The organism is Marinobacterium nitratireducens (assembly GCF_014645375.1).
GTDB classification, from domain to species: domain Bacteria; phylum Pseudomonadota; class Gammaproteobacteria; order Pseudomonadales; family Balneatricaceae; genus Marinobacterium_A; species Marinobacterium_A nitratireducens.
Genome location: NZ_BMLT01000010.1, coordinates 26,831 through 48,908, shown reverse-complemented (window position 1 = coordinate 48,908; position 22,078 = coordinate 26,831). Strand labels below are relative to the sequence as shown.

19 protein-coding genes are annotated in these 22,078 nt (G+C 64.0%); 10 read left to right on the top strand and 9 right to left on the bottom strand.

Annotated elements, in window-relative coordinates; translation table 11 throughout:
* Window positions 1-125: 125 nt before the first annotated feature.
* Window positions 126-1,121, bottom strand: a complete 996-nt coding sequence (gene cydB, locus IEX85_RS18025; RefSeq protein WP_188862017.1) for a cytochrome d ubiquinol oxidase subunit II — start codon at window positions 1,119-1,121, stop codon at window positions 126-128.
* Window positions 1,121-2,527 (bottom strand): cytochrome ubiquinol oxidase subunit I, encoded by a 1,407-nt coding sequence (locus tag IEX85_RS18020; protein WP_188862016.1) that lies wholly within the window; start codon window positions 2,525-2,527, stop codon window positions 1,121-1,123. Before IEX85_RS18020 ends, cydB begins: the two co-directional genes overlap by 1 nt.
* A gap of 280 nt (window positions 2,528-2,807) precedes the next feature.
* Here IEX85_RS18020 and IEX85_RS18015 point away from each other — a divergent pair, with 280 nt between their 5' ends.
* From IEX85_RS18015 to IEX85_RS17995, 5 genes are all read left to right on the top strand, one after another.
* On the top strand, window positions 2,808-4,676 hold the full coding sequence (locus tag IEX85_RS18015; protein WP_229721999.1) for a sensor histidine kinase: 1,869 nt from the start codon (window positions 2,808-2,810) through the stop codon (window positions 4,674-4,676).
* On the top strand, window positions 4,673-6,037 hold the full coding sequence (locus IEX85_RS18010) for a sigma-54-dependent transcriptional regulator (protein WP_188862015.1): 1,365 nt from the start codon (window positions 4,673-4,675) through the stop codon (window positions 6,035-6,037). The genes IEX85_RS18015 and IEX85_RS18010 overlap by 4 nt, the downstream gene beginning before the upstream one ends.
* 278 nt (window positions 6,038-6,315) lie before the next feature.
* Window positions 6,316-6,720 carry an NINE protein gene (locus IEX85_RS18005; RefSeq protein WP_188862014.1) on the top strand — a complete coding sequence of 135 codons (405 nt, stop codon included), beginning with the start codon at window positions 6,316-6,318 and terminating at the stop codon, window positions 6,718-6,720.
* Window positions 6,721-6,799: 79 nt separating this feature from the next.
* A complete protein-coding gene (locus IEX85_RS18000; RefSeq protein ID WP_188862013.1) occupies window positions 6,800-7,177 on the top strand; it encodes a PH domain-containing protein in 378 nt (125 codons plus the stop codon).
* A gap of 21 nt (window positions 7,178-7,198) precedes the next feature.
* Entirely contained in the window at window positions 7,199-7,513 is a 315-nt protein-coding gene (locus tag IEX85_RS17995) for a hypothetical protein (protein ID WP_188862012.1), read from the top strand.
* Window positions 7,514-7,516: 3 nt separating this feature from the next.
* On the opposite strand, the gene IEX85_RS17990 is transcribed toward IEX85_RS17995, so the two are convergent.
* Window positions 7,517-8,440, bottom strand: coding sequence for a LysR family transcriptional regulator (locus tag IEX85_RS17990; protein ID WP_188862011.1), 924 nt, complete (start codon window positions 8,438-8,440; stop codon window positions 7,517-7,519).
* Between the two features lie 101 nt (window positions 8,441-8,541).
* Between IEX85_RS17990 and IEX85_RS17985 the strand changes: the two genes are divergently transcribed.
* Window positions 8,542-10,476, top strand: a complete 1,935-nt coding sequence (locus IEX85_RS17985; protein WP_188862010.1) for an FAD-binding monooxygenase — start codon at window positions 8,542-8,544, stop codon at window positions 10,474-10,476.
* Between the two features lie 385 nt (window positions 10,477-10,861).
* Here IEX85_RS17985 and ygfZ read toward each other — a convergent pair whose 3' ends face one another.
* The 5 genes from ygfZ to rsgA form a co-directional block, all read right to left on the bottom strand.
* A complete protein-coding gene (gene ygfZ / locus IEX85_RS17980) occupies window positions 10,862-11,893 on the bottom strand; it encodes a CAF17-like 4Fe-4S cluster assembly/insertion protein YgfZ (protein ID WP_188862009.1) in 1,032 nt (343 codons plus the stop codon).
* Complete coding sequence (gene asd, locus IEX85_RS17975) at window positions 11,886-12,779, bottom strand: archaetidylserine decarboxylase (RefSeq protein ID WP_188862008.1); 894 nt, start codon at window positions 12,777-12,779, stop codon at window positions 11,886-11,888. Before asd ends, ygfZ begins: the two co-directional genes overlap by 8 nt.
* A gap of 27 nt (window positions 12,780-12,806) precedes the next feature.
* On the bottom strand, window positions 12,807-13,622 hold the full coding sequence (locus IEX85_RS17970; RefSeq protein WP_188862007.1) for a sulfurtransferase: 816 nt from the start codon (window positions 13,620-13,622) through the stop codon (window positions 12,807-12,809).
* A 95-nt stretch (window positions 13,623-13,717) separates the two neighbouring features.
* A complete protein-coding gene (locus tag IEX85_RS17965) occupies window positions 13,718-15,355 on the bottom strand; it encodes an HDOD domain-containing protein (RefSeq protein WP_188862006.1) in 1,638 nt (545 codons plus the stop codon).
* Between the two features lie 13 nt (window positions 15,356-15,368).
* Entirely contained in the window at window positions 15,369-16,403 is a 1,035-nt protein-coding gene (gene rsgA, locus IEX85_RS17960) for a small ribosomal subunit biogenesis GTPase RsgA (RefSeq protein ID WP_188862005.1), read from the bottom strand.
* A 147-nt stretch (window positions 16,404-16,550) separates the two neighbouring features.
* Here rsgA and orn point away from each other — a divergent pair, with 147 nt between their 5' ends.
* Window positions 16,551-17,126, top strand: a complete 576-nt coding sequence (gene orn, locus IEX85_RS17955) for an oligoribonuclease (RefSeq protein WP_188862004.1) — start codon at window positions 16,551-16,553, stop codon at window positions 17,124-17,126.
* A gap of 158 nt (window positions 17,127-17,284) precedes the next feature.
* Here orn and queG read toward each other — a convergent pair whose 3' ends face one another.
* Window positions 17,285-18,412, bottom strand: a complete 1,128-nt coding sequence (gene queG / locus IEX85_RS17950) for a tRNA epoxyqueuosine(34) reductase QueG (RefSeq protein WP_188862003.1) — start codon at window positions 18,410-18,412, stop codon at window positions 17,285-17,287.
* A 182-nt stretch (window positions 18,413-18,594) separates the two neighbouring features.
* Here queG and IEX85_RS17945 point away from each other — a divergent pair, with 182 nt between their 5' ends.
* From IEX85_RS17945 to IEX85_RS17935, 3 genes are all read left to right on the top strand, one after another.
* Window positions 18,595-20,115 (top strand): NAD(P)H-hydrate dehydratase, encoded by a 1,521-nt coding sequence (locus tag IEX85_RS17945; RefSeq protein ID WP_188862002.1) that lies wholly within the window; start codon window positions 18,595-18,597, stop codon window positions 20,113-20,115.
* 32 nt (window positions 20,116-20,147) lie between these two features.
* Window positions 20,148-20,618 (top strand): tRNA (adenosine(37)-N6)-threonylcarbamoyltransferase complex ATPase subunit type 1 TsaE, encoded by a 471-nt coding sequence (gene tsaE / locus IEX85_RS17940; RefSeq protein WP_188862001.1) that lies wholly within the window; start codon window positions 20,148-20,150, stop codon window positions 20,616-20,618.
* Window positions 20,619-20,758: 140 nt separating this feature from the next.
* Window positions 20,759-22,054, top strand: a complete 1,296-nt coding sequence (locus tag IEX85_RS17935; RefSeq protein ID WP_188862144.1) for an N-acetylmuramoyl-L-alanine amidase — start codon at window positions 20,759-20,761, stop codon at window positions 22,052-22,054.
* The last annotated feature ends 24 nt before the right edge of the window (window positions 22,055-22,078 follow it).

The following is a 22,078-nucleotide window of genomic DNA, read 5'->3' as shown; positions in this document are numbered from 1 at the left end:
CGCCGAATCAGGTCAGACGGCGATGGCGGTGAACAGCAGCTTGAGCACGCTGGTCACCAGCAGCAGGCCGCCGAGGCCGGTGCCGTAGAGAAGGGCGAAGTTGCGCCAGTTGCGTTCTGGAGCCATCAGTAGCCCTCCTCGAAGTCTTCCACCTTACCGCTGAAGATGCGATAGCCCCAGAGGGTGTAGGCGCAGATCAGCGGTACGAAAATCAGCACACCGGGCAGCATGAATTCTAGGCTGGAAGCCGGTGCCTGGGCCTGCCAGATCGTCAGCTGGCGCGGTACCAGATAGGGGAATAGTCCCACCACCAGACCGGCCAATCCGAGGACGAACAGTGCTGCGGCGAGGAAAAACGAAAGCTGTTCGTTGCGGTGCCGTCCGAGATCGCGCAGCAGTCTCTGCCCTACCCAGAGGCTCATCAGCGGCAGCGGGCTGAGCAGCAGCAGGTTGTAGCCGCTGAACCAGCGCGCGCGGATCTCGGGCTCTGCGGCCAGGGTCCAGACACTCACCAGGAACATGGCCACCATGACCGCCACGACCAGCACGCGTCCGAGCTTGGCGGCCCGAAAACGGATGGCGCCGCGGCTTTTCATGTGCAGGTAGCAGCAGGCAAGAAGGGCGTAGCCGACCATGACCGAGAAAGCGGTCAGGATGGCGAACGGCGACAACCAGTTCAGACTCGAAGCCTCGATGGCGTCTGCGGGTACACCCTGCACCACCGCGCCCAGCATCAGGCCCTGACAGAAGGCCGCGACGGTGGAGCCGATCGCGAAGGCGCGGTCCCACCAGACCTTGGAGCGGTGCGCCTTGAAGCGATACTCGAAAGCGACGCCACGAAAGATCAGTGCGATCAGCATGATCATGATCGGCACGTAGAGTGTCGAGAGGATCGCGCTATAGGCGGCCGGGAAGGCGCCGAACAGTATGACACCACCGAACACCAGCCAGGTCTCGTTGCCGTCCCAGACGTGGGAGATCGAGCGCATCATCTGGTCGCGCTGCTGCTCCTGCTCGAACCAGGGATAGAGGATGCCGATGCCAAGGTCGAAGCCATCGAGTACCACGTACATCAGGATGGCGAAGCCCAGCAGCAGAAAATAAAAGAATGCCAGTTCCATCAGTGTGCCTTCTCAAGCTGTTCGAAGCGTTTGACCCAGGCCTTGGCGTAGCCGGGCGTTTGGGTTCCGAAGACCTGATCCTTCAGGGTCGAGGCGTCGGGCGCCCCCTTGCGGATCAGTTTGGCCATGAAGTAGAGGTAGACGCACAGCAGCAGGCTGTAGGTGACTGCGAACAGCGTCAGCGAGAACAGCACACGTTCGGCCGGCAGTGGCGACACCACATCCACCGTACGGATCAGGCCGTTGACCAGCCAGGGCTGGCGGCCGACCTCGACCACGTACCAGCCGGAGACGGTGGCGATGACGCCGGCCGGTGTCAGCGCGACGCAGGCCCGCAGCAGCCGCCGGTCGGTGAACATCCTGTCTTTGCGCCGCAGCCAGTAAGCGTAGAACGCCAGCGCGATCATCAGTACGCCGATGCCGACCATGATCCGGAAGCTGAAGAAGACGACCGGTACCGGCGGACGGTCTTCGGGCGCGACCGATTTCAGGCCCTGCAGTTCGCCATTGAACTCGTGGGCCAGGATCAGACTGGCCAGGTGCGGGATGCCGATTTCGAAGTGGTTGGTTTCGTTTTCCATGTCCGGAATGGCAAACACCAGCAGCGGGGCGCCTTTTTCGGTTTCCGGCCAGATGCCTTCCATCGCCGCGACCTTGATCGGCTGGTGTTCCTTGACGTTGAGACCGTGGAAGTCGCCTACCAGCGCCTGCAGCGGTGCCAGTGCCAGTGCCGCCCAGAGCGCCATCGACAGTCCCTTGCGCGCCATCGGCTGATGACGCTGCCTGAGCAGGTACCAGGCGCAGATACCGGCGATCAGGAACGTCGCGGTCAGCAGTGTCGCCAGCAGCATGTGTGCAAGGCGGTACGGCATCGACGGGTTGAAGATCACCTCGCTCCAGCTGGCGACCTGGTAGACGCCGTCGACGACCTCGTAGCCGGCCGGAGTCTGCATCCAGGAGTTGGCGACGATGATCCAGAACGCGGACAGCCAGGTTCCCAGCGCCACCACCACGGTGGCGAAGAAGTGTAGCTTCTCGCTGACCCGCTGCCAGCCGAACAGCATGACGCCGAGGAAGCCGGCTTCGAGGAAGAAGGCGGTCAGCACCTCGTAGGCCATCAGGGGGCCGAGTACCGGGCCCGTGATGCGCGAGAACTCGGAGAAGTTGGTGCCGAACTCGTACGACAGCACGATTCCGGAGACCACGCCCATGCCGAAGGTGATGGCGAAGGGCTTGATCCAGAACTTCGCCAGCTGCAGATAGACCGGGTTGCGGGTCTTGAGCCAGAGGCCTTCCCAGACGGCGATAAAGGTCGCAAGACCGATGGTCACCGAGGGGAAGAGAATATGGAAGCTGACCGTGAGCGCGAACTGCACCCGGGACAGCAGGGCTGCATCCAGTTCCATGGTGGTGGCCTCAGCGCTGACGCAGTTTCTGGATCAGTGCCGGCGAATAGGCGATAGCGAGTACCGATGCCAGCATTACGAATTCCGAAAGCAGGATGGACAGGTTCATGGTTGGGTTTCCTGTTAAAGTTTTTCCTAGTTAATGCAGGATGCGTGCCAGATATAAAATCCCCGTCAGACGCCTTGATTTCGGTCAAGGCGCTGTGAAAAACTGCGCAGAGTGTAAACAAGGTGGACAGTAATGCTGTCCGGTGTGTAAACGAAGTTGACGGTTGTGCCGATGATTGCGTTCGAACTGATGATGCTGGTCACCAGCATCTGCGCGCTGGTGGTGTCCGGCTGGCTCTGGCAGCAGGCCCGGCGCCGGCGCAGCCTGCAGGCACTGAGCGGCTTCGGTGTCATGATGGCGCTCTGGTGCGGCGGTCATATCGCCATCCTGCAGGGCTGGCACCGACTCGGTATTCTGCTGATACTGGCCAACCCGCTGATGCCGACCTTCTTTCTGCACTTCGCCACCCGTTTCGTCTATCCGGGACGGGCGAGCGCACCGCCCTGGCTGGAGTGGCTGAGCCGGCATATCAGCCTCATTTACGTGGTGAGCAGCATCATCGTCGTGCTGAGCTGGCTCGGCACCGGGGGGCGCACGGTCGCGCTGGGACCCTTCGAGGCGTTTTTCGTGTTCCAGGGCCTGGGCTGGTTCAACGTTGCCTATACCGTGGTGATAGGCGTGATCGCGCACCTGGTGCTGGTCTGGGGTCTGAGCGTCCACAAGGGCAACCTGCGCCGGTCGATCGTGGCGATGTTCGCAGCCGGGGGCTGGGGGCTGCTGCTGGCCTCGAGCTTCATCTTTCCGTCCATTGGTATCGACTGGTATCCGTACCCGATGCTGCTGATGCCAAGCTACGTGGTGCTGCTGGTCTACGGTGTGGTGCGCTACCAGATTCTCGAGGCAAACGCCTTCGCCAAGGGGGCCTTGCCCTGGTTGGTGCTGATGCTGGTGCTGCTGGGGGTGGTGGCGCTGATACGGGCCCTGAGCGCGGCGCTGGGGGCGGGATCGCTGGCCGCGGTGCCGGTGTGGCAGCTGTGGCTCTGCAGCCTGGTCGCGCTGGCCGTGGCATTGCTGCTCAAGCGCCCCCTCAATGAGCTTTCAGACCAGCTGATCTACCCCGGCGTCGACCTTAACGAGGCGCTGCTCGAGCGCTGGCTCAACCGCCTCAAGTCGGCCGCCGGCTGGGATGCGCTGGAACGCATGGCGGCGGACCTGATCGGTCAGCAGGTCGGGCAGCCGGTGCGAATTCTGCTGCAGCGGGAGGGTGACCCCATGCCGGTCATTGCCCGCAACGGCCTGCATATTCTCTGTCAACACCGGGCCAGCGGCTGGCGTTTCCGGCTTGAAGGCTGGGAAGACGTCAAGCCCGGCCAGCGCCTCACCGGAGAGGTTTTCGGGTCGCTGCTGGCGACCAGTTGCGGGCTGCTGGAACGGTCGCTGCAGCTGGCCGAAGCGGAACGCCGTCGCCTGGCGAGCGAGCATCTGGTGGAGCTGGGCAGCCTGTCGGCGGTGATGGCGCACGAGCTGCGCAATCCGCTCAACGTCATTTCGATGGCGACCGCGGACCTGCCCAGCGACCGCCGCGCGCTGATCCAGGCGCAGCTCAAGCGGGCGGACCGGCAGATCTCCGATCTGCTGCTCTATTCCGGTCGTATCGAACCGCAGCCGCAGCCGGTGCAGCTTGCGGCGATGCTGGACAGTCTGAGGCCGCTCTTCGACTGGCAGCAGACCGAATTCGAAACCGCGGTGCCGCCCGGATTGTGGCTGCACGCCGATCCGCACCGGTTGCAGCAGGTGTTTACCAACCTGATCGACAATGCTCTGGGATTCGTGCGCAACAACCCGGGGAGCCGGATACGCATCGATACGGACGAGTGCGGTCGCCGTGTCCGCATTCACAACAACGGGCCGGCAATCGATCCCTCGCTGCACGACAGTCTGTTCCAGCCATTCGTCAGTCGCCGCGCCGGCGGCAGCGGGCTGGGGCTGGCAATCGTGCGGCGGATTATGGATGCGCATGGTGGCGATGTCCGGCTGCGTACCGATCTGGGGTGGCCGGTGACTTTCGAGCTCAGTTTTCCTGAAGAGGTGAAACCATGAATCCGCCGAGAATTCTGCTGATCGACGACGAGCCGGCGTTCCGCTCGCTGTGCGAGCAGTGGCTGACCAGCGCCGGTTACGAAGTGCGCGGTGGCGCCAGCCTCGACGAGGCGAGAGCTCTGCTGGGGCCCTTCGACCCCGACCTGCTGCTGCTGGACCTGTCGTTGCCGCCGCACTTCGATCCCGCCCGCACGTTGCAGGCGGTGCCCGAATTCGCCAGTCGGCCGGTGATCATTCTCACCGGTCACGCGGACCGTGAGCTGGCCCTGCAGGCCATGCAGCAGGGCGCCTGGGACTTCATCGCCAAACCGCTGGATCCGGATATGCTGGCGGTGGTGGTCAAGCGGGCCGTAACCAAGCATCAGCTGAGCCGCGAACTGCAGCAGTTGCGCAAGGGGCAGGGGAGCGGCACGCCGCTGGACCGGCTGATCGGCGTTTCGCCGTCGATGACCGGGGTGCGTGCGCTGGTGGAGCGGATCGCGCCGACCGATGCCCGGGTGCTGGTGATGGGGCCCTCGGGTACCGGCAAGGAGGTGATTTCCCGCGCGCTGCACGACCTCAGTCTGCGCGCCGAGGGGCCTTTTATCTCGGTGCACTGCGGTGCCATCCCGGCGGACCTGCTCGAGAGCGAGCTGTTCGGGTACGTCAAGGGCGCCTTTACCGGCGCCGACCGCGACCGGGACGGCTTGCTGAAGCTGGCGGACGGCGGCACCCTGTTTCTCGACGAAATCGGCGAAATGCCGCTGCCGATGCAGGTCAAACTGCTGCGGGTGCTGCAGGAGGGCAGCTTTTACCCGGTCGGCGGGCGCAGTCTGCAGCAGATCAATGTGCGGGTGGTCTCGGCCACCAATGCGAACCTGCCGGATATGGTCGCCCGTGGCGAGTTTCGCGAGGATCTCTACTACCGGATCAAGGGCGTCACGATCGAAACCCGGCCGCTGTGTGAAAGACCCGAGGACATTCCGTTGCTGGTGCGGCATTTCATTGCGCAACTGGCGCAGGAAAGTGGTCAGCCATCGTTGCACCTCGAACCGGAGGTGCTCGACTGGGTGCTGCGGCGTGGCTGGCCCGGCAACGTCAGGGAGCTGCGCAACAGCCTGGAAAGCATCTGTGCCCTGAGCCGGGGCGGCCGGGTAACGCTGGACGACGTCGCGTTGCTGCACCCCGGTGCCCAGGGCGGCGCTGACCAGGACGACGGCGCCCTCTCCGATGCCCCGCTGGAGGAGCAGGTGCGGGCGCTGGAAATTCGTCTGATCCGGCGCGCGCTGGCGCAACACGAGGACAACCGGACCCGGGCTGCCGCGGCGCTGGGGCTGTCGCGTCAGGGATTATTGAAGAAGATCGAGCGTTACGGGCTTTAAAATAAGGTTCATCGTGCTCCGGCGGGAAGCACGTAAATCGTAGGATGGGTGGGGCGACGCTTCGGTACGGCGTATCCGACACCGATGCAGCCCGGGCGTCGTGCAACCCATCTTGGACGTCGGTTCGGCAGCCGGCTCAGATGGGTTGCGCCGCGTCAACGTCGCTGAAAGCGTTAAACACTGTGCCAATGCGGCTCCACCCATCCTACTTTTGGCCCCGGAATACAGGCTAATCTGCGATCAGCCTTAAACAATCTATTCATAACATGGAGAAATGAATGCCGATGAACGGACACAGCAAAATTATAGGGTATCTGCTCTGGATCTTCGGATTCATGGGCGCGCACCGCTTTTACTACGGGCGCCCGGTCAGCGGGACAATTTACTTCTTCACGCTGGGGCTTTTTCTGATTGGCTGGATCGTCGATCTGTTCCTGATCCCGGCGATGGACCGGGACGCCGAGTTCAGCTTTCGGCCAGGTCCCACCGATTACAATATCGCCTGGATTCTGCTGACCTTCCTCGGTATTTTTGGCGTGCACCGCTTTTACATGGGCAAGTGGCTCAGCGGCCTGCTGTACCTGCTCACCGGCGGTCTTTTCCTGATCGGCGTCATCTACGACTACTGGACGCTGAACGATCAGGTCAGTGAACTGAACGGCGAATCCCTGGCCCGGGGATGACTCAGGGGCACCGCGTCCCCTCTGCCGGCTGTCGCCGGCGTTGGCGGACTCTGAACTGGTAATAGGGAATACTTGGCTAATGGATACGAAATACTCCGAACATCCGGCAATGTTCAAAAACAATCCGCTGGGATTTTTACTGTCGATTCTGCTGATACCGGTGGGTATCGGCATCATCATCCTGCTGATCTGGTACCTCAAGTGCAAGTCGACGTTGCTGGAGGTGACCGATCGCGAGCTGGTTGTCGAGCGCGGGCTGCTAAGCAAGGACCGCACCGAGCTGTCGCTCTCGGGGGTTCGTACGGTCAACGTCTATCAGTCGTTCTTCAACCGCATTTTCGGTGTCGGCAAGATCGCCATTTTTACCGCCGGTGACGATGCCGAGGTGGAAGTGGCCGGCCTGCCGGACCCGCACCGGCTGCGCGAACTTATCAAGCAGGGGCAGGAAGCGGCCTGATCGCTCTCGGGAGGTAGCAAGATGTCGGGAACCCCGGATTCGAGGGACAAGCGTCAGGCTCGGTTGGCGCTGCTGGCGATTGTGGTGCTGCTGGTGGTGCTCGGAGCGGCAGCGTTGCTGCTGTTGCCGCAGCTGGCGCAGATCGTCGAAACCAGTCTCGAGCCGGGGCTCGGGCTCAAGAATGCGGCCGTGATCTCCTTTTTCGTCACGGTGGCGCTGATGCTGGTATTCGCCATTGCCGCCGGAGACGGCTTTATCGGCGAGATCCAGTTCATGCTGGCGGGTTTCGGCTCTTTTTTCGTCGTTATCTGGCTGATGCTGGCATGGATTTTTTAACGATCACAACTCCAGTCCAAAGGTTGGCGCTTCGCGGTCAAGTCGGGTGACGAAGTCGCTGACCAGTTCCCGTACCCGGAGTATCTCCGGGCGCTCGCCGTTTTCGCTCCGGGACCAGAGCGCAATATCGCGTCGCGGGCCCTGCTGTCCTTCGGTTTCGATCAGCTGTTCGGGGGCAATTTCCCCTGTCATCAGCGCCAGTCGCGCTGGCAGACGCACCAGCATATCGCTGGTGTCGAGCAGATGCAGTACCGAGCGGATGCTGCCGGTAAAGGCGATACGTGCCGCTGAGGGGCCTGCCAGCTCGCCCTGACCGTCCAGAAAGCCGGCGCTGGCGCCGGCGATCATCCAGCTCTGCTGCTCCAGCACGTCCCGCGGTATCGGCTTTCCTGCGCCGGCCAGTTTCGAACGCCTGCCGGCGAAAATCCCCGAGCGGTCACGGAACAGCAGTTCGCGGTCCAGCGTACCCTGGGCGACGGAGAGGTGCGCCGGGGCCAGCAGAAAGTCCAGCTTTTCTTCCTGCATAAGGCGTATCTGCGCCGCCGCCGATCCGGTGCGGAAATGGAACACGTAGCGAGATTCCGACAGAAAGTTTGCGGTCATTTCACGAAAGGCGGCGAACTCCCACAGCGGGTCGATGCCGATCGCGAACTCGCTGTGATAGCCGCTGTGCCACTGCCGTATCACCTCCTCGCCGTGTTCGGAGTCGGCGAGAATTCGCTCGCCGATCTGTGCCAGGCGCGCGCCGATTTCCGTCGGCGCCACCCCGTAGCGTGTCCGCTTGAGAAGTGGCGCGCCGACCTTCGCCTCCAGTTGCTGCACGCTGCGGCTCAGGGTCGGCTGAGTCACGAACAGCTGCTCCGAGGCGCGACTGAGCGATCCCTGCTTCACGATGATCGCCAGTTGTTTCAACAGGTTGGGATTCATGTATGCGTTTTCTTTTAGTCTTAAATTAAAAACTCATTTTTCCTTATATTTGAGTTTGGATAAAGTGGCGCCATCGAGCAACATCAAGAGAGGCCGACCCCATGCAGTTTCATATCGATGGTTTCTACCCCGGCGACCCGCGTTTTTCCGATCCCCAGGATCGCGTGATCGCGCCGCCGCTCAAGCGCCCGCTGCCGGCCGAAGTCGATGTGCTGATCGTCGGTTGTGGCCCGGCGGGCCTGAACCTGGCGGCACAGCTGTCTAGGTTCCGTGACATCAGGGTCGCTATCGTCGACCAGAAGGATGACCGTCTGCTGGTGGGGCAGGCGGACGGTATCGCCTGTCGTACCGTTGAAATGTTCCAGGCGTACGGCTTCGCCGATCAGATCATTCAGGAAGCCTACCAGGTGAACGAAGCGGCTTTCTGGAAACCGGACGCCGACAAGCCCAACCAGATCGCGCGCAGCGGCAAGGTGCAGGACGTGGCGGACGATCTGTCCGAGATGCCGCACCTGATCATCAATCAGGCGCGTGTTCACGATATGTTTCTGGATGTGATGCGCCAGGGTCCGGGCAAGATCGAGCCGCACTACCAGCGCAGGATGCTCGGTCTTGAAGTAGACCCCGAGGGCGGGGAGTACCCCGTGACCGTACGCTTCGAGCGGCTGGTGAACTACTCGCAGTACACGCAGGAAGTCGAAACCGTCAAGGCCAGGTACGTGGTGGGCTGTGACGGTGCCCGTTCCAGCGTGCGCAAGGCGATCGGCCAGGAGCTGGTGGGTGATGCGCTGAACCAGGCCTGGGGCGTGATGGACGTGCTGCTGAACACGGACTTTCCGGATATCCGCCTGAAGGCGCTGATTCACTCCAACAACGAAGGCAACATGCTGATCATCCCGCGCGAGGGTGGCTACATGGTGCGTCTGTACATCGAGCTCGACAAGCTCAGGGAAAACGAGCGCGTCGCCCGCGACCAGATGACGCCACAGGTGCTGGTGGCCGGCGCCAACCGTATACTCAAGCCGTACTCCATCGACGTGAAGCAGGTGGCCTGGTGGAGCGTGTACGAAATCGGACAGCGTATCACCACGGCCTTCGATGATTCCGCCGAAGGGCGCCCGGCCCGTGTCTTCCTGGCCGGGGATGCCTGCCACACCCATAGCCCGAAGGCGGGTCAGGGCCTCAATACCTCGGTGATGGATACCTGGAACCTGGGCTGGAAGCTGGCGCATGTACTGACCGGCCGTGCCGCGCCTGAGTTGCTGGAAACCTACTCGGCCGAGCGGCGCGAGTACGGGCAGGCGCTGATCGACTTCGATCGCGAGTTCTCGGCCATGTTCAGTGCCAAGCCGAAGTCGGCGGAAAACCCGGACGGAGTCGATCCGGCCGAGTTCCAGCGCTACTTCCAGCTGTTCGGGCAGTACACCGCCGGCGTTTCGATCCAGTACCGTCCCTCGAGCGTGGTGGGTAAGGGCGAGCACCAGGATCTGGCGAAGGGCTTGACCGTCGGCAAGCGTTTCCACTCGGCGCCGGTGGTGCGTCAGGCCGACGCCAAGCCGATGCAGCTCGGTCACTGCATCGTCGCCGACGGCGCCTACCGTATCTTCGCCTTTGCCGGCAATGCGACGCCGATGTCGGATCAGTGCGGCGTCAGGGCGCTGTGCGCGTTCCTACAGAACGATGTCAATTCACCGCTGAAGAAGTACACCCCCGCCGGTGCGGATCCCGACGCCGTGATCGATGTGCGTGCCGTTTTCCAGCCGCACCACCAGTCGGTCGAGACGTCCGACATCCACCCGGTTCTGGCTCCGCAGAAAGGCAAGTTCGGTCTGCGTGACTACGAGAAGGTGTTCTGTGTCGATAACCGTCCGGAATCCTCCGGCGGCGGCAAGAATATCTACGACATGCGTGGCATCGACAAGGAGAAGGGCTGTATCGTCATCGTGCGTCCCGACCAGTACGTCGCCGAGGTGCTGCCGCTGGATGATCATGCCGGTCTCAGCCGCTTCTTCCAGCAGGTTCTGATCGAAGCCTGAGTCATCAGGAAGTCGTCTTGGTCGCAAAAAAAACCGGCATTGGAACGCCGGTTTTTTTGTGTCGGGATGGTTCGTGGCGGGGATGGGCCCGTGAGTTTGGGGCGGGGCTACTGTCCGTGAGCCGCGTAGCCGAAGGGCGCTTCCCCGCTGCGAATTGTGCTGGCATGGCGGTTATTCGCTCGCGGAGCGAGCTCCTACACAAGCCAGGCTGTAGGAGCCCACTCCGTGGGCGAAGCGGGTATGGCATTGTGCCGGATGGATTTGCGGCGAGGCACCGCCCACGATTTTCAGTATCTCTACGCCTTACGCCTTACGCCTCACGCGGTGCGCATCACCGGCAGATGCTCCCCACCACTCACCACTCACCAGTCACCAGTCACAAGGCTTACCGCTTGCTCTGGAACAGCTCCGGGTCCAGCTGGTAGGGCAGGTCGAGGATTTCCAGCGCCGGACCGCGCTGGCTGCCAAGCAGCACCGGCGTGGTTTCCGCCAGGTCCTTGACGATTACCGCCAGCAGTTCGAACTCGCCGTCGCCCGCCGGGGCGGCGATCACCACCTGGCCGATATTTTCCTTGTCCGCGCTGTGCAGGGCAGTGCCTGGCATAGGAGCGGTATCGGCGGCGACCCTGGCGCGGTACATGGGGCGCTTGAGCTGGCCGCGGTGCTGCAGCCGGGTAACGATCTCCTGCCCGGTGTAGCAGCCCTTGGTGAAGCTGACGCCGTGCAGCGCCTGCAGGTTGGTCATCTGCGGAATGAAGGTCTCGACGGTTTCCGGGCGCAGGTCCGGCACGCCGGCGCGGATCTCGCCGAGTTCCCAGTCGTCGCTGGTGCCCAGCGGCGCGAACTCGACCAGCTCCGGCAGCTTCTTCAGCGCGTCTTCACGCGGCAGCCAGATTTCGAAGCGCTTGCCCGGCACCCGGACCGCCAGCATGCCTTCGCTGGCGTAGGTGCCGTCGACTTCGCTCGGCACCTGTCCCAGTACCTTCTCGACCAGTACTGCGGCGCCGGGGCCGCTGCAGCCGAGACCGACGATGTCGTCGCGCAGGTCCTTCGCCTCGGCCTTGGAGAAGATCATGTATTTCTGCAACAGCGCCGCCGATCCCGACAGCAGATCACGCTGGCAACGCAGCCAGAAACCGTCCTGCACCCGCATCAGGCGGAACAGGCTGTGCATATGGCCTTTGATATTGCAGTGCGCGCCGAGGCGGCTGCCGAGCGCGCTGACATCCTGCATGTCGCAGCTGATCTGACCCTGCAGGAACTTTTCCGCATCGGGGCCTGTGATGCTCATCAGCCCCAGGTGCAGCAGCGGGGTCACCCGGGTTTCCGACTCGCGGTCGTCGACGCCGATCACGCGGGTACCCTCGTCATTCAGGGTCGCGCCCAGCGCCTGTACTTTGTCCAGCCAGTCACTCATCTTTCGGATTCTCTTCGTGTGCCGCAGCGGGCAGGCGGGTGCCCATGGCTTCCCCCTGCCGCAGCGGGCTTTCGGCGCCGAGCGATTCGCTCCAGCGCATAACATCGGGACCGAACAGCAGGATTACCGTGGAACCGAGCTTGAAGCGCCCCATTTCCTCGCCGCGCGACAGCCGGATATCCTGGTCAGGACGGGCATCGAAGCGGTGGCGTACCGGCTGACGCGGCACCGGTGCCACCTGTCCCGCCCAGACGGTTTCGATACCGGCGACGATCATCGCGCCGACCAGTACCATCGCCATCGGACCGTATTCGGTATCGAAGATGGCTACCAGGCGCTCGTTGCGGGCGAACAGCTGATCGACGTTGGCGGCGGTGGTCTGGTTGACCGAGTAGAGGTCGCCCGGCACGTAGATGGTTTCGCGCAGCTTGCCGTCCACCGGCATGTGCACCCGGTGATAGTCCTTCGGTGATAGATAGATGGTGGCGAACTTGCCGTTTTTAAAGGGTTCGGCAAGGTCGATGTCGCCGCCGAGCAGGGTGCTGAGGCCATAGCCACGCCCCTTGGCCTGAAAGATGCGGCCGTGTTCGATATCGCCAAGCTGGCTGATGGCGCCGTCCGCCGGGCTCAGAATGCTGTCCGGAGAGGATGCCAGTGGGCGGGCGTCCGGCTTCAGTTTACGGGTGAAGAAGGCGTTGAAGTTCTCGTAGGCCCGCAGCTCCTCGATCTCCGCCTCCTGCATGTCGACGCCGTAGCGTTTGGCGAACCAGCGGATGAAGGTGTTCTTGACCCAGGGGTCACGGCACTCTGCCAGTCGTCCCACCAGGCGGGACAGACAGTGCTGTGGCGCCAGTTGCTGAAGCAATATGAAAAGCTTGTCTTTCAAGGCGTATTGATCCTTTTGCAGGCTGAATCAGGTTTCCACCGGGGTGTCGTCGCGGTTTCCCCACTCGAACCAGGAGCCGTCGTAACAGCGTACACGCTCGAACCCGAGATGGCGCGCCACCAGGTAGGTTAAGCCGGAGCGTCGATGCGTCTGACAGTGAGTAATGATCTCCTGTTCCGGCGTCAGGCCGCGGGACGCGAGTTCCGCCAGCAATTCCCCGGCCGGTCGCAGGCGGCTGTCGCCGGAACCGATCAGGGTGTCGGTCCACTCGTACCAGACGGCGCCGGGGATATGGCCGCCCTTTTTGGCGTTGACGACTTTCTCGCCGCGGTACTCGTCGAGGCCGCGGGCGTCCCAGATTTTCACGCCGGGGCTGTTCAGGTGTTCGAGGATGTAGTCGACGTCGGCCAGGTAGCGCGGGTCCGGCCGGGCCTCGAAATGGCTGGGTGTTGGGGTATTGATGCCCGCTTCAAGCGGCAGCCCTGCCTGCTGCCACGCCGGCAGCTGGCCGTCGAGGAACGAGCAGCGCTGGTGGCCGACGCAGTGCAGGGTCCAGATCATGCGTCCGGCCAGCGGACCCATCTGGTCGTCGTAGACGACGACATGGCGTTCGGGACCAAGGCCCAGCTCGGAAAACAGCGCGCTGAGCTGCTCGGCGCTGGGCAGCTTGTTCGGTACCGGCCCCTGGCCGCACAGCAGTCGCGCCGGGTCCAGGTGGACGGCATGGGGAACATGGGCCTGACGATAGCTGTCGGCCCTGGACAGATCGAGAATCAGCAGGGACGGATCGTCCAGGTGGCGGGCCAGTTCGGCCGCCTCGATCACGAGCGGGAGCTGAGTCATCGGAGCCTCCGTTAAATACAGGAACAGGCGATAATACTATCCCGTCGATGAAACCGTAACCTGTTGATGAAGCAGGGTTAGATCCGGTGTCGTCCTTAGCGGGCCGCGCCGGTGCCGGGATCGGGCGCTGCCTTGAGCATCCGTTGCAGGGCCTCGCTGGCGCCGTCGCAGAGTTCGCGAAAACGATCGCGTTGCGGCGCGGACAGCGGCCCGCTATCGCCGGCATCGGCGTAGACGATGGCAACGGCGCGGTCGCGCATGAAAACCGACATCAGCAGGCCGTCGCGTTCGGCGAGCGCGGCCCGCAAGGCTTCCGGCAGCAGCGGCAGCATGCGTTCCCGGGTGTCGCGGTTGATCCAGATGCACCCCGGGCGATTGCAAAGCTGGTGGTACAGCGCCGAACTGTCCAGCTCCAGGCTAAAGCCCGCCAGCGGGTCTGTGGCGTCGATGCCGATGACCTGGGCGGTCCTGACCGTGCGTTGAGGGTGTTGCACCAGTTGCAGCGCGATGCGCGGCAGTCCCAGCCCGTCGGAGAGTCCCTTGAGCAGGGCCTGCAGAATATGGGCCGGGCGGCGGTAGATTTCGTGCCCGTCGCGCAGGCGCCCGGTAATCCGCTCGAAGCTCCGGGCATCGGCGACCCCGGTGTCGTCGTCGGCTGTTTCCGAGTCCCGCTCCAGCGGCGCCGGCTCGGGAAAGCGACCGCGGTACAGTTCCAGCTCGCGCGCACTCAGGTGCTCGGCGGCGAGGGTGCTGTCCGGCATCATCAGCATTTCGGCAGCCGGGGCGAGTGTGCCGGGAACGTGGTAAAGCTGGGACGAGAGCGCGCAGTTGCGATGGATCTGGCTGGCGGTCTCGGGCAGTTCCTGGTCAAGGTAATCGCCGATGATGGCGAAGATGCGCAGCACCCGGGTGCCGCTCCACTGGCGGTTCAGCGTCAGCGTCAGCCAGTTGGCCAGCTTGACCGGAAAGAAGTGCTGCTGGACCAGGTGGCTCAGTTCCTTCAGCTCGTCCCGCGTCAGGCCGGGCTCGCTGAGCGTGCGCTGGTGCAGCTTGTCGAGGGTGCGCAGCGAGGGCGAGGTGTCATGGTCCAGCGCTGCGACCGCCAGCGGCGGCAGTTGCCAGCTGCGGGCGAGACCCAGGGAAATCTGCTGCGTGGTGCAGCCCAGGGTTTCGATCTCCGCCCGTACCGGGTCGAGGCCGTCGTCGGCAACGCGGCGCTGGATGCGGTCCATGTGCAGCGGAGCGTGCAGCCAGAGACTCCAGATGCCGATGCCGTAGCACAGGGCCGCGGCCCAGGCCTTCTCGGCGTAGGTCGCGTGGCGGCTACGCAGCCACTGGGCGCACTGCGTTGCGGCATGGTGACTGTTGGCGATGGCGCGGAAGTACTGCAGGTGGGCGACACGGGCGGGGTGAAGCCGCAATCCCTTGCTCTGCCGCGCCAGCTGGCCGAGGCGATCGAGCCCGAGCGAGCCGATGGCGTGGTCGATGCCGGTGACGTCGGAGCCCTTGGCCGCGTGCAGTTCCTGGGCGGCGCGAATCACCAGTATGCACAATACCGGGTCCGACTTGACGATCGGGGTGACGCTCATCAGGGTGCTGCTGTCGGCTTCGGTTTCCTTTCGCAGCCGCTCCAGGCTCGAGAGCCGGGTTGGCAACGGTCGCCCGGCCAGGTAGGCGACCCAGGCGTCGGCGTCCGCGAGTTCGGGAAAGGGGCGTGCTGGGGTGTCCGTCATGCCTGTGCCTGGCTCAGTGGGGGCTTTTCTCGGTCAGCAGCGACTGGCGGATGTGCTGGTAGCTTCTGACACGTGAGGCGCTGATTTCGTTCTGCTCGATCGCGGCCTTGATGGCGCAGCCCGGCTCCTGCTCGTGACGGCAGTCGCGAAAGCGGCAGTGCCCGAGGTAGGGCCGGAATTCCCGAAACCCTTCGATCAGCCGCTCCGGCTCCAGGTGCCAGAGTCCGAACTCGCGGATGCCCGGCGAGTCGATCAGGTCGCCGCCATCCGGGAAATGGAACAGGCGCGCGGTGGTGGTGGTGTGCCGCCCCTTGCGGGTCTGGGCCGAGAGCTCGCCTACGCGCAGATCGACGCCCGGCAGCAGGGCGTTGATCAGTGAGGACTTGCCGACGCCGGACTGGCCGACGAAGACGCTGATACGGTCGTTGAGCAGCTGCTTCAGCGCATCCAGTCCGTGGGTGCTGGCGGTCGATGCGTGCAGGACCCGGTAACCGATGCGCTGGTACTGGTCCAGCATGCCGAGGATCTCGTCACGGTTGGCGTCGGTCAAAAGGTCGGTCTTGTTGAGCAGGATCACAGGTTCGATGCCGCTGAGCTCGGCAGCCACCAGATAACGGTCGATCAGGTTGGCATAGGGTGTCGGCTCCACCGCAACGGTGACGACGATGAAATCGATATTGGCCGCCACCGGCCGCAGTTCGCCCTGGGGGTTGGGGCGCATCAGTTCGGAGTGACGCTCCAGTTGCGCGACCACCACGCCACCCTCGCTGGCGGGGCGCCAGATGACGCGGTCGCCGGTGACCAGCTGGCCGAGGTTGGTGCGCATGTGGCAGCGATGCAGGCTGCCGGGTTCGTCGCCATCGAGCGATTCGACATCCACCTGACGTCCGAAGTGCGAGATGATCAGACCGTGCTGCTCGTGCCCCAGGTCGCCGCCCTCGAGCTGCTCGTCGACCGCCTGGTCGCGGCGTGAGGCACGCTCGGCGCGCTCCTGCTGAATTTTTTCCACGCGCCAGGCCTGGCGGCGCGTCAGTTTACGCTTGGACATCGAGCTCCCGGGGTTGAGGTATTCGGACGGCACCTAAGGTATTCTATTCAAGCACAAATTAGTAGGCTGCGTTGACGCGCACGGATCGGGCCCCGGTGGCCGGTCGCTGTCGTCAAGGGAGCCTGTTGGACGCCAATGGAGACGGCAATGAACGACAACGACACAGCCGGCGCGGAAGCCAGGGCCCGCAGTACCAACCTGATCTGGATCGACCTGGAGATGACCGGGCTCGATCCGGACCGCGACCTGATCATCGAGATCGCCACCATCGTCACGGACGCACAGCTCAATATCATCGAGGAAGGTCCGTCCCTGGCCGTTCATCAGGCCGACGCGGCCCTCGACGGCATGGATGAATGGTGTACCCGTCAGCACGGCCAGTCGGGGCTTACGCAACGGGTGCGCGAGAGCCGCATCGACGACCGCGAAGCCGAGCGGCGCACGCTCGAATTTCTGGCGCGCCACGTCGACAAGGGCGCCTCACCGATGTGTGGCAACAGCATCTGCCAGGATCGCCGCTTCCTGTACCGTTACATGCCGGAGCTCGAAGCCTATTTTCACTATCGCAACCTCGATGTCAGTACCCTTAAGGAGCTGGCGCGGCGCTGGAAACCGGAGCTGTTGTCGGGGTTCCGGAAAAAGGGTTCGCACCTGGCGCTGGACGATATCCGCGACTCGATCGACGAGCTGCGTCACTACCGCGAGCATTTCATGAAGCTGTGACGGGTGACGGGTGACGGGTGACGGGAAAGGCGTAAGGTGTAGGGTGTGGTGCCTCCTGTAGGAGCCCGCTCCGCGGGCGAATGGCGCCTTGTCGAACCTGCGCGGTTGTTCGCTCACGGAGTGAGCTCCTACGGGTGGTACCGGGCCGGCTATGGGGCTTATTCGGGCAGTTTTTTGGCGCGCGGATGCTCGAGGATCGGCAGCAGCTTGGCTTCGTCACCCCGGCGCAGCCGCTGCAGCGCCCAGTCGATATGCTCGCGCACCAGTTCCGTCGCCGCTGCCCGCCGGGCTTCAAGCGCCTGCTCCACGCGCCTGCCGCCGCTGCCGTTGCCCAGCGCCACCGCCAGGTTGCGTTGCCAGCCGTCGAAGCCGGTACGGCGAATCGCCGAGCCCTCGGTGCGTTGCAGAAACTCGTCCTCGCTCCACTCGAAGAGCTCGATCAGTTCGATGTCGTCCAGGTTGTGGCGGGGCTGGAAGTCGGTCTCGTCACTGCGGCGCGCAAAGCGGTTCCAGGGGCAAATCAGCTGGCAGTCGTCGCAGCCGAAGACGCGGTTGCCCATCAGCGGGCGCAGTTCAGTGGGGATGCTGCCGCGGTACTCGATGGTCAGGTACGAAATGCAGCGACGGGCATCCAGTACATGGGGTGCGGGAAAGGCGTTGGTGGGGCAGATGTCGAGACAGGCGCTGCAGCGCCCGCAATGGTCTTCGCCGAAGGGCGGGTCGGTCGGCAGCGGCAGGTCGACGAAGAGTTCACCGAGCAGGAACCAGGAGCCGGCCTCGCGGTTGAGGATCAGGGTATGTTTGCCCTGCCAGCCGATGCCGGCCTCGCGGGCGAGTGGCCGCTCCAGCACGGGTGCGCTGTCGACGAAGGCGCGATAGCCCAGTTCCGAGCAGGCCGCTTCGATACGCTTGCCGAGCCGGGTCAGACGCTTGCGCATCGTCTTGTGGTAGTCCCGGCCCAGGGTATAGCGCGCGATGTAGGCCTTGTCCGCCTGCTTCAGTACCGCCAGGGTGCGGACCTTGGGCGGCAGGTAATCCATGCGTACCGAAATGATGCGGCGGGTGCCGGGGACCAGCAGTGCCGGATCCAGACGCTTGTCGATGTGGTTTTCGAGATAGCTCATCTCGCCCTGATAGCCGTGTCCAAGCCATTCGCGCAGGTGCCCCTCCTCGATGGCGACACCGTCGGTGGCGGCGATACCGCATTGCGCAAAACCGAGCTCCGCGGCCCAGTCCTTGATCTGGCGGGCGAGGGTCTCGAGCTGTGGTGTCGAAAGGGTGCTCATGTTGATCTGCGGGCGGCCTTGCCGGTGCTCAGAGCAAGGGACTGGGCCGGGTCGATCCTCTATAATGGACGAAAATCATCAGTTAACAGAGTCGAGTTGACAGTGGACAGAATCGAGTTATCGGCGGCACCGGCTGCTTTTACAGTTAACGGTTCACTGTCTACTCCAATCCAGGGATTGTTATGCCTGTCGTGAGAACGGAACTGCCGGCGACATTATACACAGCAGAGCAGAGTCGCGCGCTCGATCGCACCGCCATCGAACAGTACGGACTGCCCGGCTTCAAACTGATGCAGCGAGCCGGCCATGCCGCTTTTGCGGCGTTACAGAGCCGCTGGCCGGCGGCGCGCTCGATCAGCGTGCTCTGCGGCAGCGGCAACAATGGCGGCGACGGCTTCGTGGTGGCGGGACTGGCGCACCAGCACGGGATGTCGGTGCAGATGCTCTGCATCGGCGATGCCGGTTTCGAGAGCCGGCTCGGCGGCGAGGCACTGGATGCCTGGCGTTGGGCGCAGGGTCTGGGCCTGACGCCGGAATACTTCGACCAGGACTGCGAGTTTCGCGGTGAAGTACTGATCGATGCGATGCTGGGCACGGGGCTGGGCGGTCCGGTCCGGGGGCTGTTCGAACGCGCCATCGTGCAGTGCAACCGCAGCCCGCAACCGGTACTGGCGGTGGATATTCCATCTGGCTTGTGCAGTGATACCGGCGCTGTACAGGGCGTGGCGGTGCGGGCCGATCTGACCGTTACCTTTATCGGTCTGAAACAGGGGCTTTTCACCCATGAGGCGGTGGATTACTGCGGCGATATCCAGTTCGACGGCCTGCTGGTACCCGAGGCGGTCTACGAGGATGTGCCGGTCAGTGCCTTCCGCACCCAGGGGGAGGACCTCGAGGCTGCACTGGGGAGAAGACCGCGCAGCAGTCACAAGGGCCACTTCGGCCATGTCATGGTCATTGGCGGGGACCGCGGCTTCGGCGGCGCCGCGATCATGGCGGCGCAGGCTGCACTGCGGGCCGGCGCCGGTCTGGTATCGCTGGCCACCCGGCCGGAGCACGTATCCGCTGCGTTGACGCGACAGCCGGAGCTGATGGTCAGCGGCGTGGACTCCGGTCAGGACCTCGAACCCTTGCTGACCCGGCCGGATATCCTGGTGCTCGGCCCCGGGCTCGGGCGCGGCGCCTGGGGCGACCAGCTGCTGCAGCAGGCGCTGGCCACGGGCAAGCCGATGGTGGTCGACGCCGACGCTCTGAATCTGCTGAATGACAAGGGCTGGCTGGGCGGTGCCCGGCGCGACAACTGGATACTGACGCCGCATCCGGGGGAGGCGGCGCGGCTGCTCGGCGACGACGCTGCCGGCATCAACAGCGATCGCTTCGAGTCGGTGCAGCGACTGCAGGCCCGCTGCGGCGGAGTGGCGGTGCTCAAGGGGGCGGGCACGCTCACCTGTGACGGCGATGCGTTGCATCTCTGTTCCGCCGGCAACCCGGGCATGGCCGGTGGCGGCATGGGTGATGTTCTCTCGGGCGTGATCGGCGGCCTCTGGGCGCAACGGCTCAAAGCGGTTGATGCGGCGCGCCTGGGGGTATTCGTGCATGCCAGTGCCGCGGATCACCGGGCTCGGCTGCGCGGTGAGCGCGGCCTGTTGGCGACGGACCTGCTGACGTCGATTCCGCTGGTGATCGGTGGGAACAAACCTTAATTTCCGGCGTCGATGGACGATAATACAACGAGATGACAGATAAAATGGAACATGTCGCCAATGGCGAGACGGCCATGGTGGCGTTTGGCGAGGCTCTGGGCCGGGCCTGCGAGGGGCGCGGGGTGATTTTTCTGGAAGGCGACCTCGGCATGGGCAAGACCACGCTGTGTCGTGGCGTGCTGAGGGCCTATGGGCATCGGGGGGCGGTCAAGAGTCCGACCTATACGCTGGTCGAGCCCTATGAACTCGGGGATAACCGGCTGTATCATTTCGACCTGTATCGTCTTGCCGACCCCGAAGAACTGGAATATCTCGGGATTCGGGATTATTTTGCTGAACAGGAGCTCTGCCTGGTGGAGTGGCCGGCCCGGGGAGCTGGCATGCTGCCGGTACCTGATCTGACAATTCAGATCCAGGTTGAGGGTGAAGGCCGGCGTATCTGCTGCCAGGCGATGACGCAGCGTGGGCGCCGGATGATCGCCCTGTTGCAGGCCGAAAGCTGACGCGGTGGGTGGTGTTTCACCGGCCTGCCCGCGGTGAGCCGGTCGTGACGGAGTACGAGAAGGGGAGTAGAACGTTGGGCGGTTTCGCGAAGGGGATCCTTTGTCTGCTGGCGGGGCTGTGGTTCTGCTGGCAGCCTGCGATGGCGGCCGAGATTCAGAACGTCAGGGTCTGGCTCGCGCCTGATCATACTCGGCTGGTGTTCGACCTGTCGGGTCCGGTCAAGCACAAGGTGTTCAGTCTGGACAATCCGAATCGGCTGGTGGTCGATATGGCCTCGTCGCGTCTCGATGCCAGGCTGGACGGTCTGGGGCTGGACGACAGCCCGGTCAGCGGTATTCGCCATTCGCGGCAGCCCGACGGCACGCAGCGAATCGTGCTGGATCTGCGTCGCAAAATCGAGCAGCGCAGTTTCGAACTGGCACCCAACGCCCAGTACGGCCACAGGCTGGTGGTGGATCTGCTTGAAACCGGCGCAGGCGGCAGGCAGGCGAGCGTTGAACTCAGCCCCGAGCCTGAGGCGCTGCCCGCCATCGATACCGGCGCGCTGCGGGATATCGTGGTGGTGATCGATGCCGGTCACGGCGGCGAGGACCCCGGCGCCCTCGGACCCGGCGGTCTGCGGGAAAAGGACGTGGTGCTGTCCATCGCCCGCGAGGTGTACCGTCGTCTGGAAAAAACGCCGGGCTACAAGCCGGTGCTGGTGCGTGATGGCGACTACTACGTCAGCCTGCGCGGGCGCACCAAGCTGGCGCGGCGCCATAACGCCGACCTCTTCGTCTCGATCCATGCCGATGCCTTCAAGGACAAGCGCGCACGCGGCGCTTCGGTCTGGATCATCTCCGATCGCGGCGCTACCAGCGAGGTCGGTCGCTGGCTGGCGCAGAAGGAAAACAGCGCCGACGCCATCGGCGGCGTGCTCAGCCTCGGCGACAAGGACGAGGTGCTGGCGGGCGTGCTGCTGGACATGTCGATGACCTACAGCAAGGAAGGCAGCCGTCAGGTCGCCGACCGGGTACACGGCAATATCGGCAAGTTTGCCCGCATGCACAAGCCCTTCGTCGAGCAGGCGGGTTTCGTGGTGCTGAAGTCGCCGGGCATTCCGTCGATCCTGGTCGAAACCGGTTTCATCTCCAACCCCGACGAAGCCCGCAAGCTGCGCTCGAAGAGCTACCAGCGCGAGATGGCGGCGGCGATCGCCGACGGTATTCAGGACTACTTCTGGCAGCGGCCGCCGGCGATGACCCATGTCGCCCACCGCAAGAACGGCGGGGCACTGCCGTCGCTGGGAGGGCGTACCTACAAGGTGGCGCGGGGCGATACGCTGTCGGTGATCGCGGTGCGCAACGGTGTGTCGCTGTCGACGCTGCGTGCCGCCAACGGCCTTTCCGGCGACACCATCCGTGTCGGTCAGGTGCTGAAGATACCGTCCAGCTGATCGTCAACCCTTAGCCGCTGCCCG

Coding starts and splice junctions, on each gene's coding strand:
- IEX85_RS17995 (WP_188862012.1), top strand. CDS start 7,199: ATGTCGGGAACCCCGGATTCGAGGGACAAGCGTCAGGCTCGGTTGGCG.
- IEX85_RS17965 (WP_188862006.1), bottom strand. CDS start 15,355: ATGACGGACACCCCAGCACGCCCCTTTCCCGAACTCGCGGACGCCGAC.
- IEX85_RS18020 (WP_188862016.1), bottom strand. CDS start 2,527: ATGGAACTGGATGCAGCCCTGCTGTCCCGGGTGCAGTTCGCGCTCACG.
- IEX85_RS17985 (WP_188862010.1), top strand. CDS start 8,542: ATGCAGTTTCATATCGATGGTTTCTACCCCGGCGACCCGCGTTTTTCC.
- IEX85_RS17970 (WP_188862007.1), bottom strand. CDS start 13,622: ATGACTCAGCTCCCGCTCGTGATCGAGGCGGCCGAACTGGCCCGCCAC.
- IEX85_RS18000 (WP_188862013.1), top strand. CDS start 6,800: ATGGATACGAAATACTCCGAACATCCGGCAATGTTCAAAAACAATCCG.
- cydB (WP_188862017.1), bottom strand. CDS start 1,121: ATGGAACTGGCATTCTTTTATTTTCTGCTGCTGGGCTTCGCCATCCTG.
- IEX85_RS18010 (WP_188862015.1), top strand. CDS start 4,673: ATGAATCCGCCGAGAATTCTGCTGATCGACGACGAGCCGGCGTTCCGC.
- IEX85_RS18015 (WP_229721999.1), top strand. CDS start 2,808: ATGATTGCGTTCGAACTGATGATGCTGGTCACCAGCATCTGCGCGCTG.
- rsgA (WP_188862005.1), bottom strand. CDS start 16,403: ATGTCCAAGCGTAAACTGACGCGCCGCCAGGCCTGGCGCGTGGAAAAA.
- IEX85_RS17945 (WP_188862002.1), top strand. CDS start 18,595: ATGCCTGTCGTGAGAACGGAACTGCCGGCGACATTATACACAGCAGAG.
- IEX85_RS17935 (WP_188862144.1), top strand. CDS start 20,759: ATGGCGGCCGAGATTCAGAACGTCAGGGTCTGGCTCGCGCCTGATCAT.
- queG (WP_188862003.1), bottom strand. CDS start 18,412: ATGAGCACCCTTTCGACACCACAGCTCGAGACCCTCGCCCGCCAGATC.
- orn (WP_188862004.1), top strand. CDS start 16,551: ATGAACGACAACGACACAGCCGGCGCGGAAGCCAGGGCCCGCAGTACC.
- tsaE (WP_188862001.1), top strand. CDS start 20,148: ATGACAGATAAAATGGAACATGTCGCCAATGGCGAGACGGCCATGGTG.
- IEX85_RS18005 (WP_188862014.1), top strand. CDS start 6,316: ATGCCGATGAACGGACACAGCAAAATTATAGGGTATCTGCTCTGGATC.
- IEX85_RS17990 (WP_188862011.1), bottom strand. CDS start 8,440: ATGAATCCCAACCTGTTGAAACAACTGGCGATCATCGTGAAGCAGGGA.
- ygfZ (WP_188862009.1), bottom strand. CDS start 11,893: ATGAGTGACTGGCTGGACAAAGTACAGGCGCTGGGCGCGACCCTGAAT.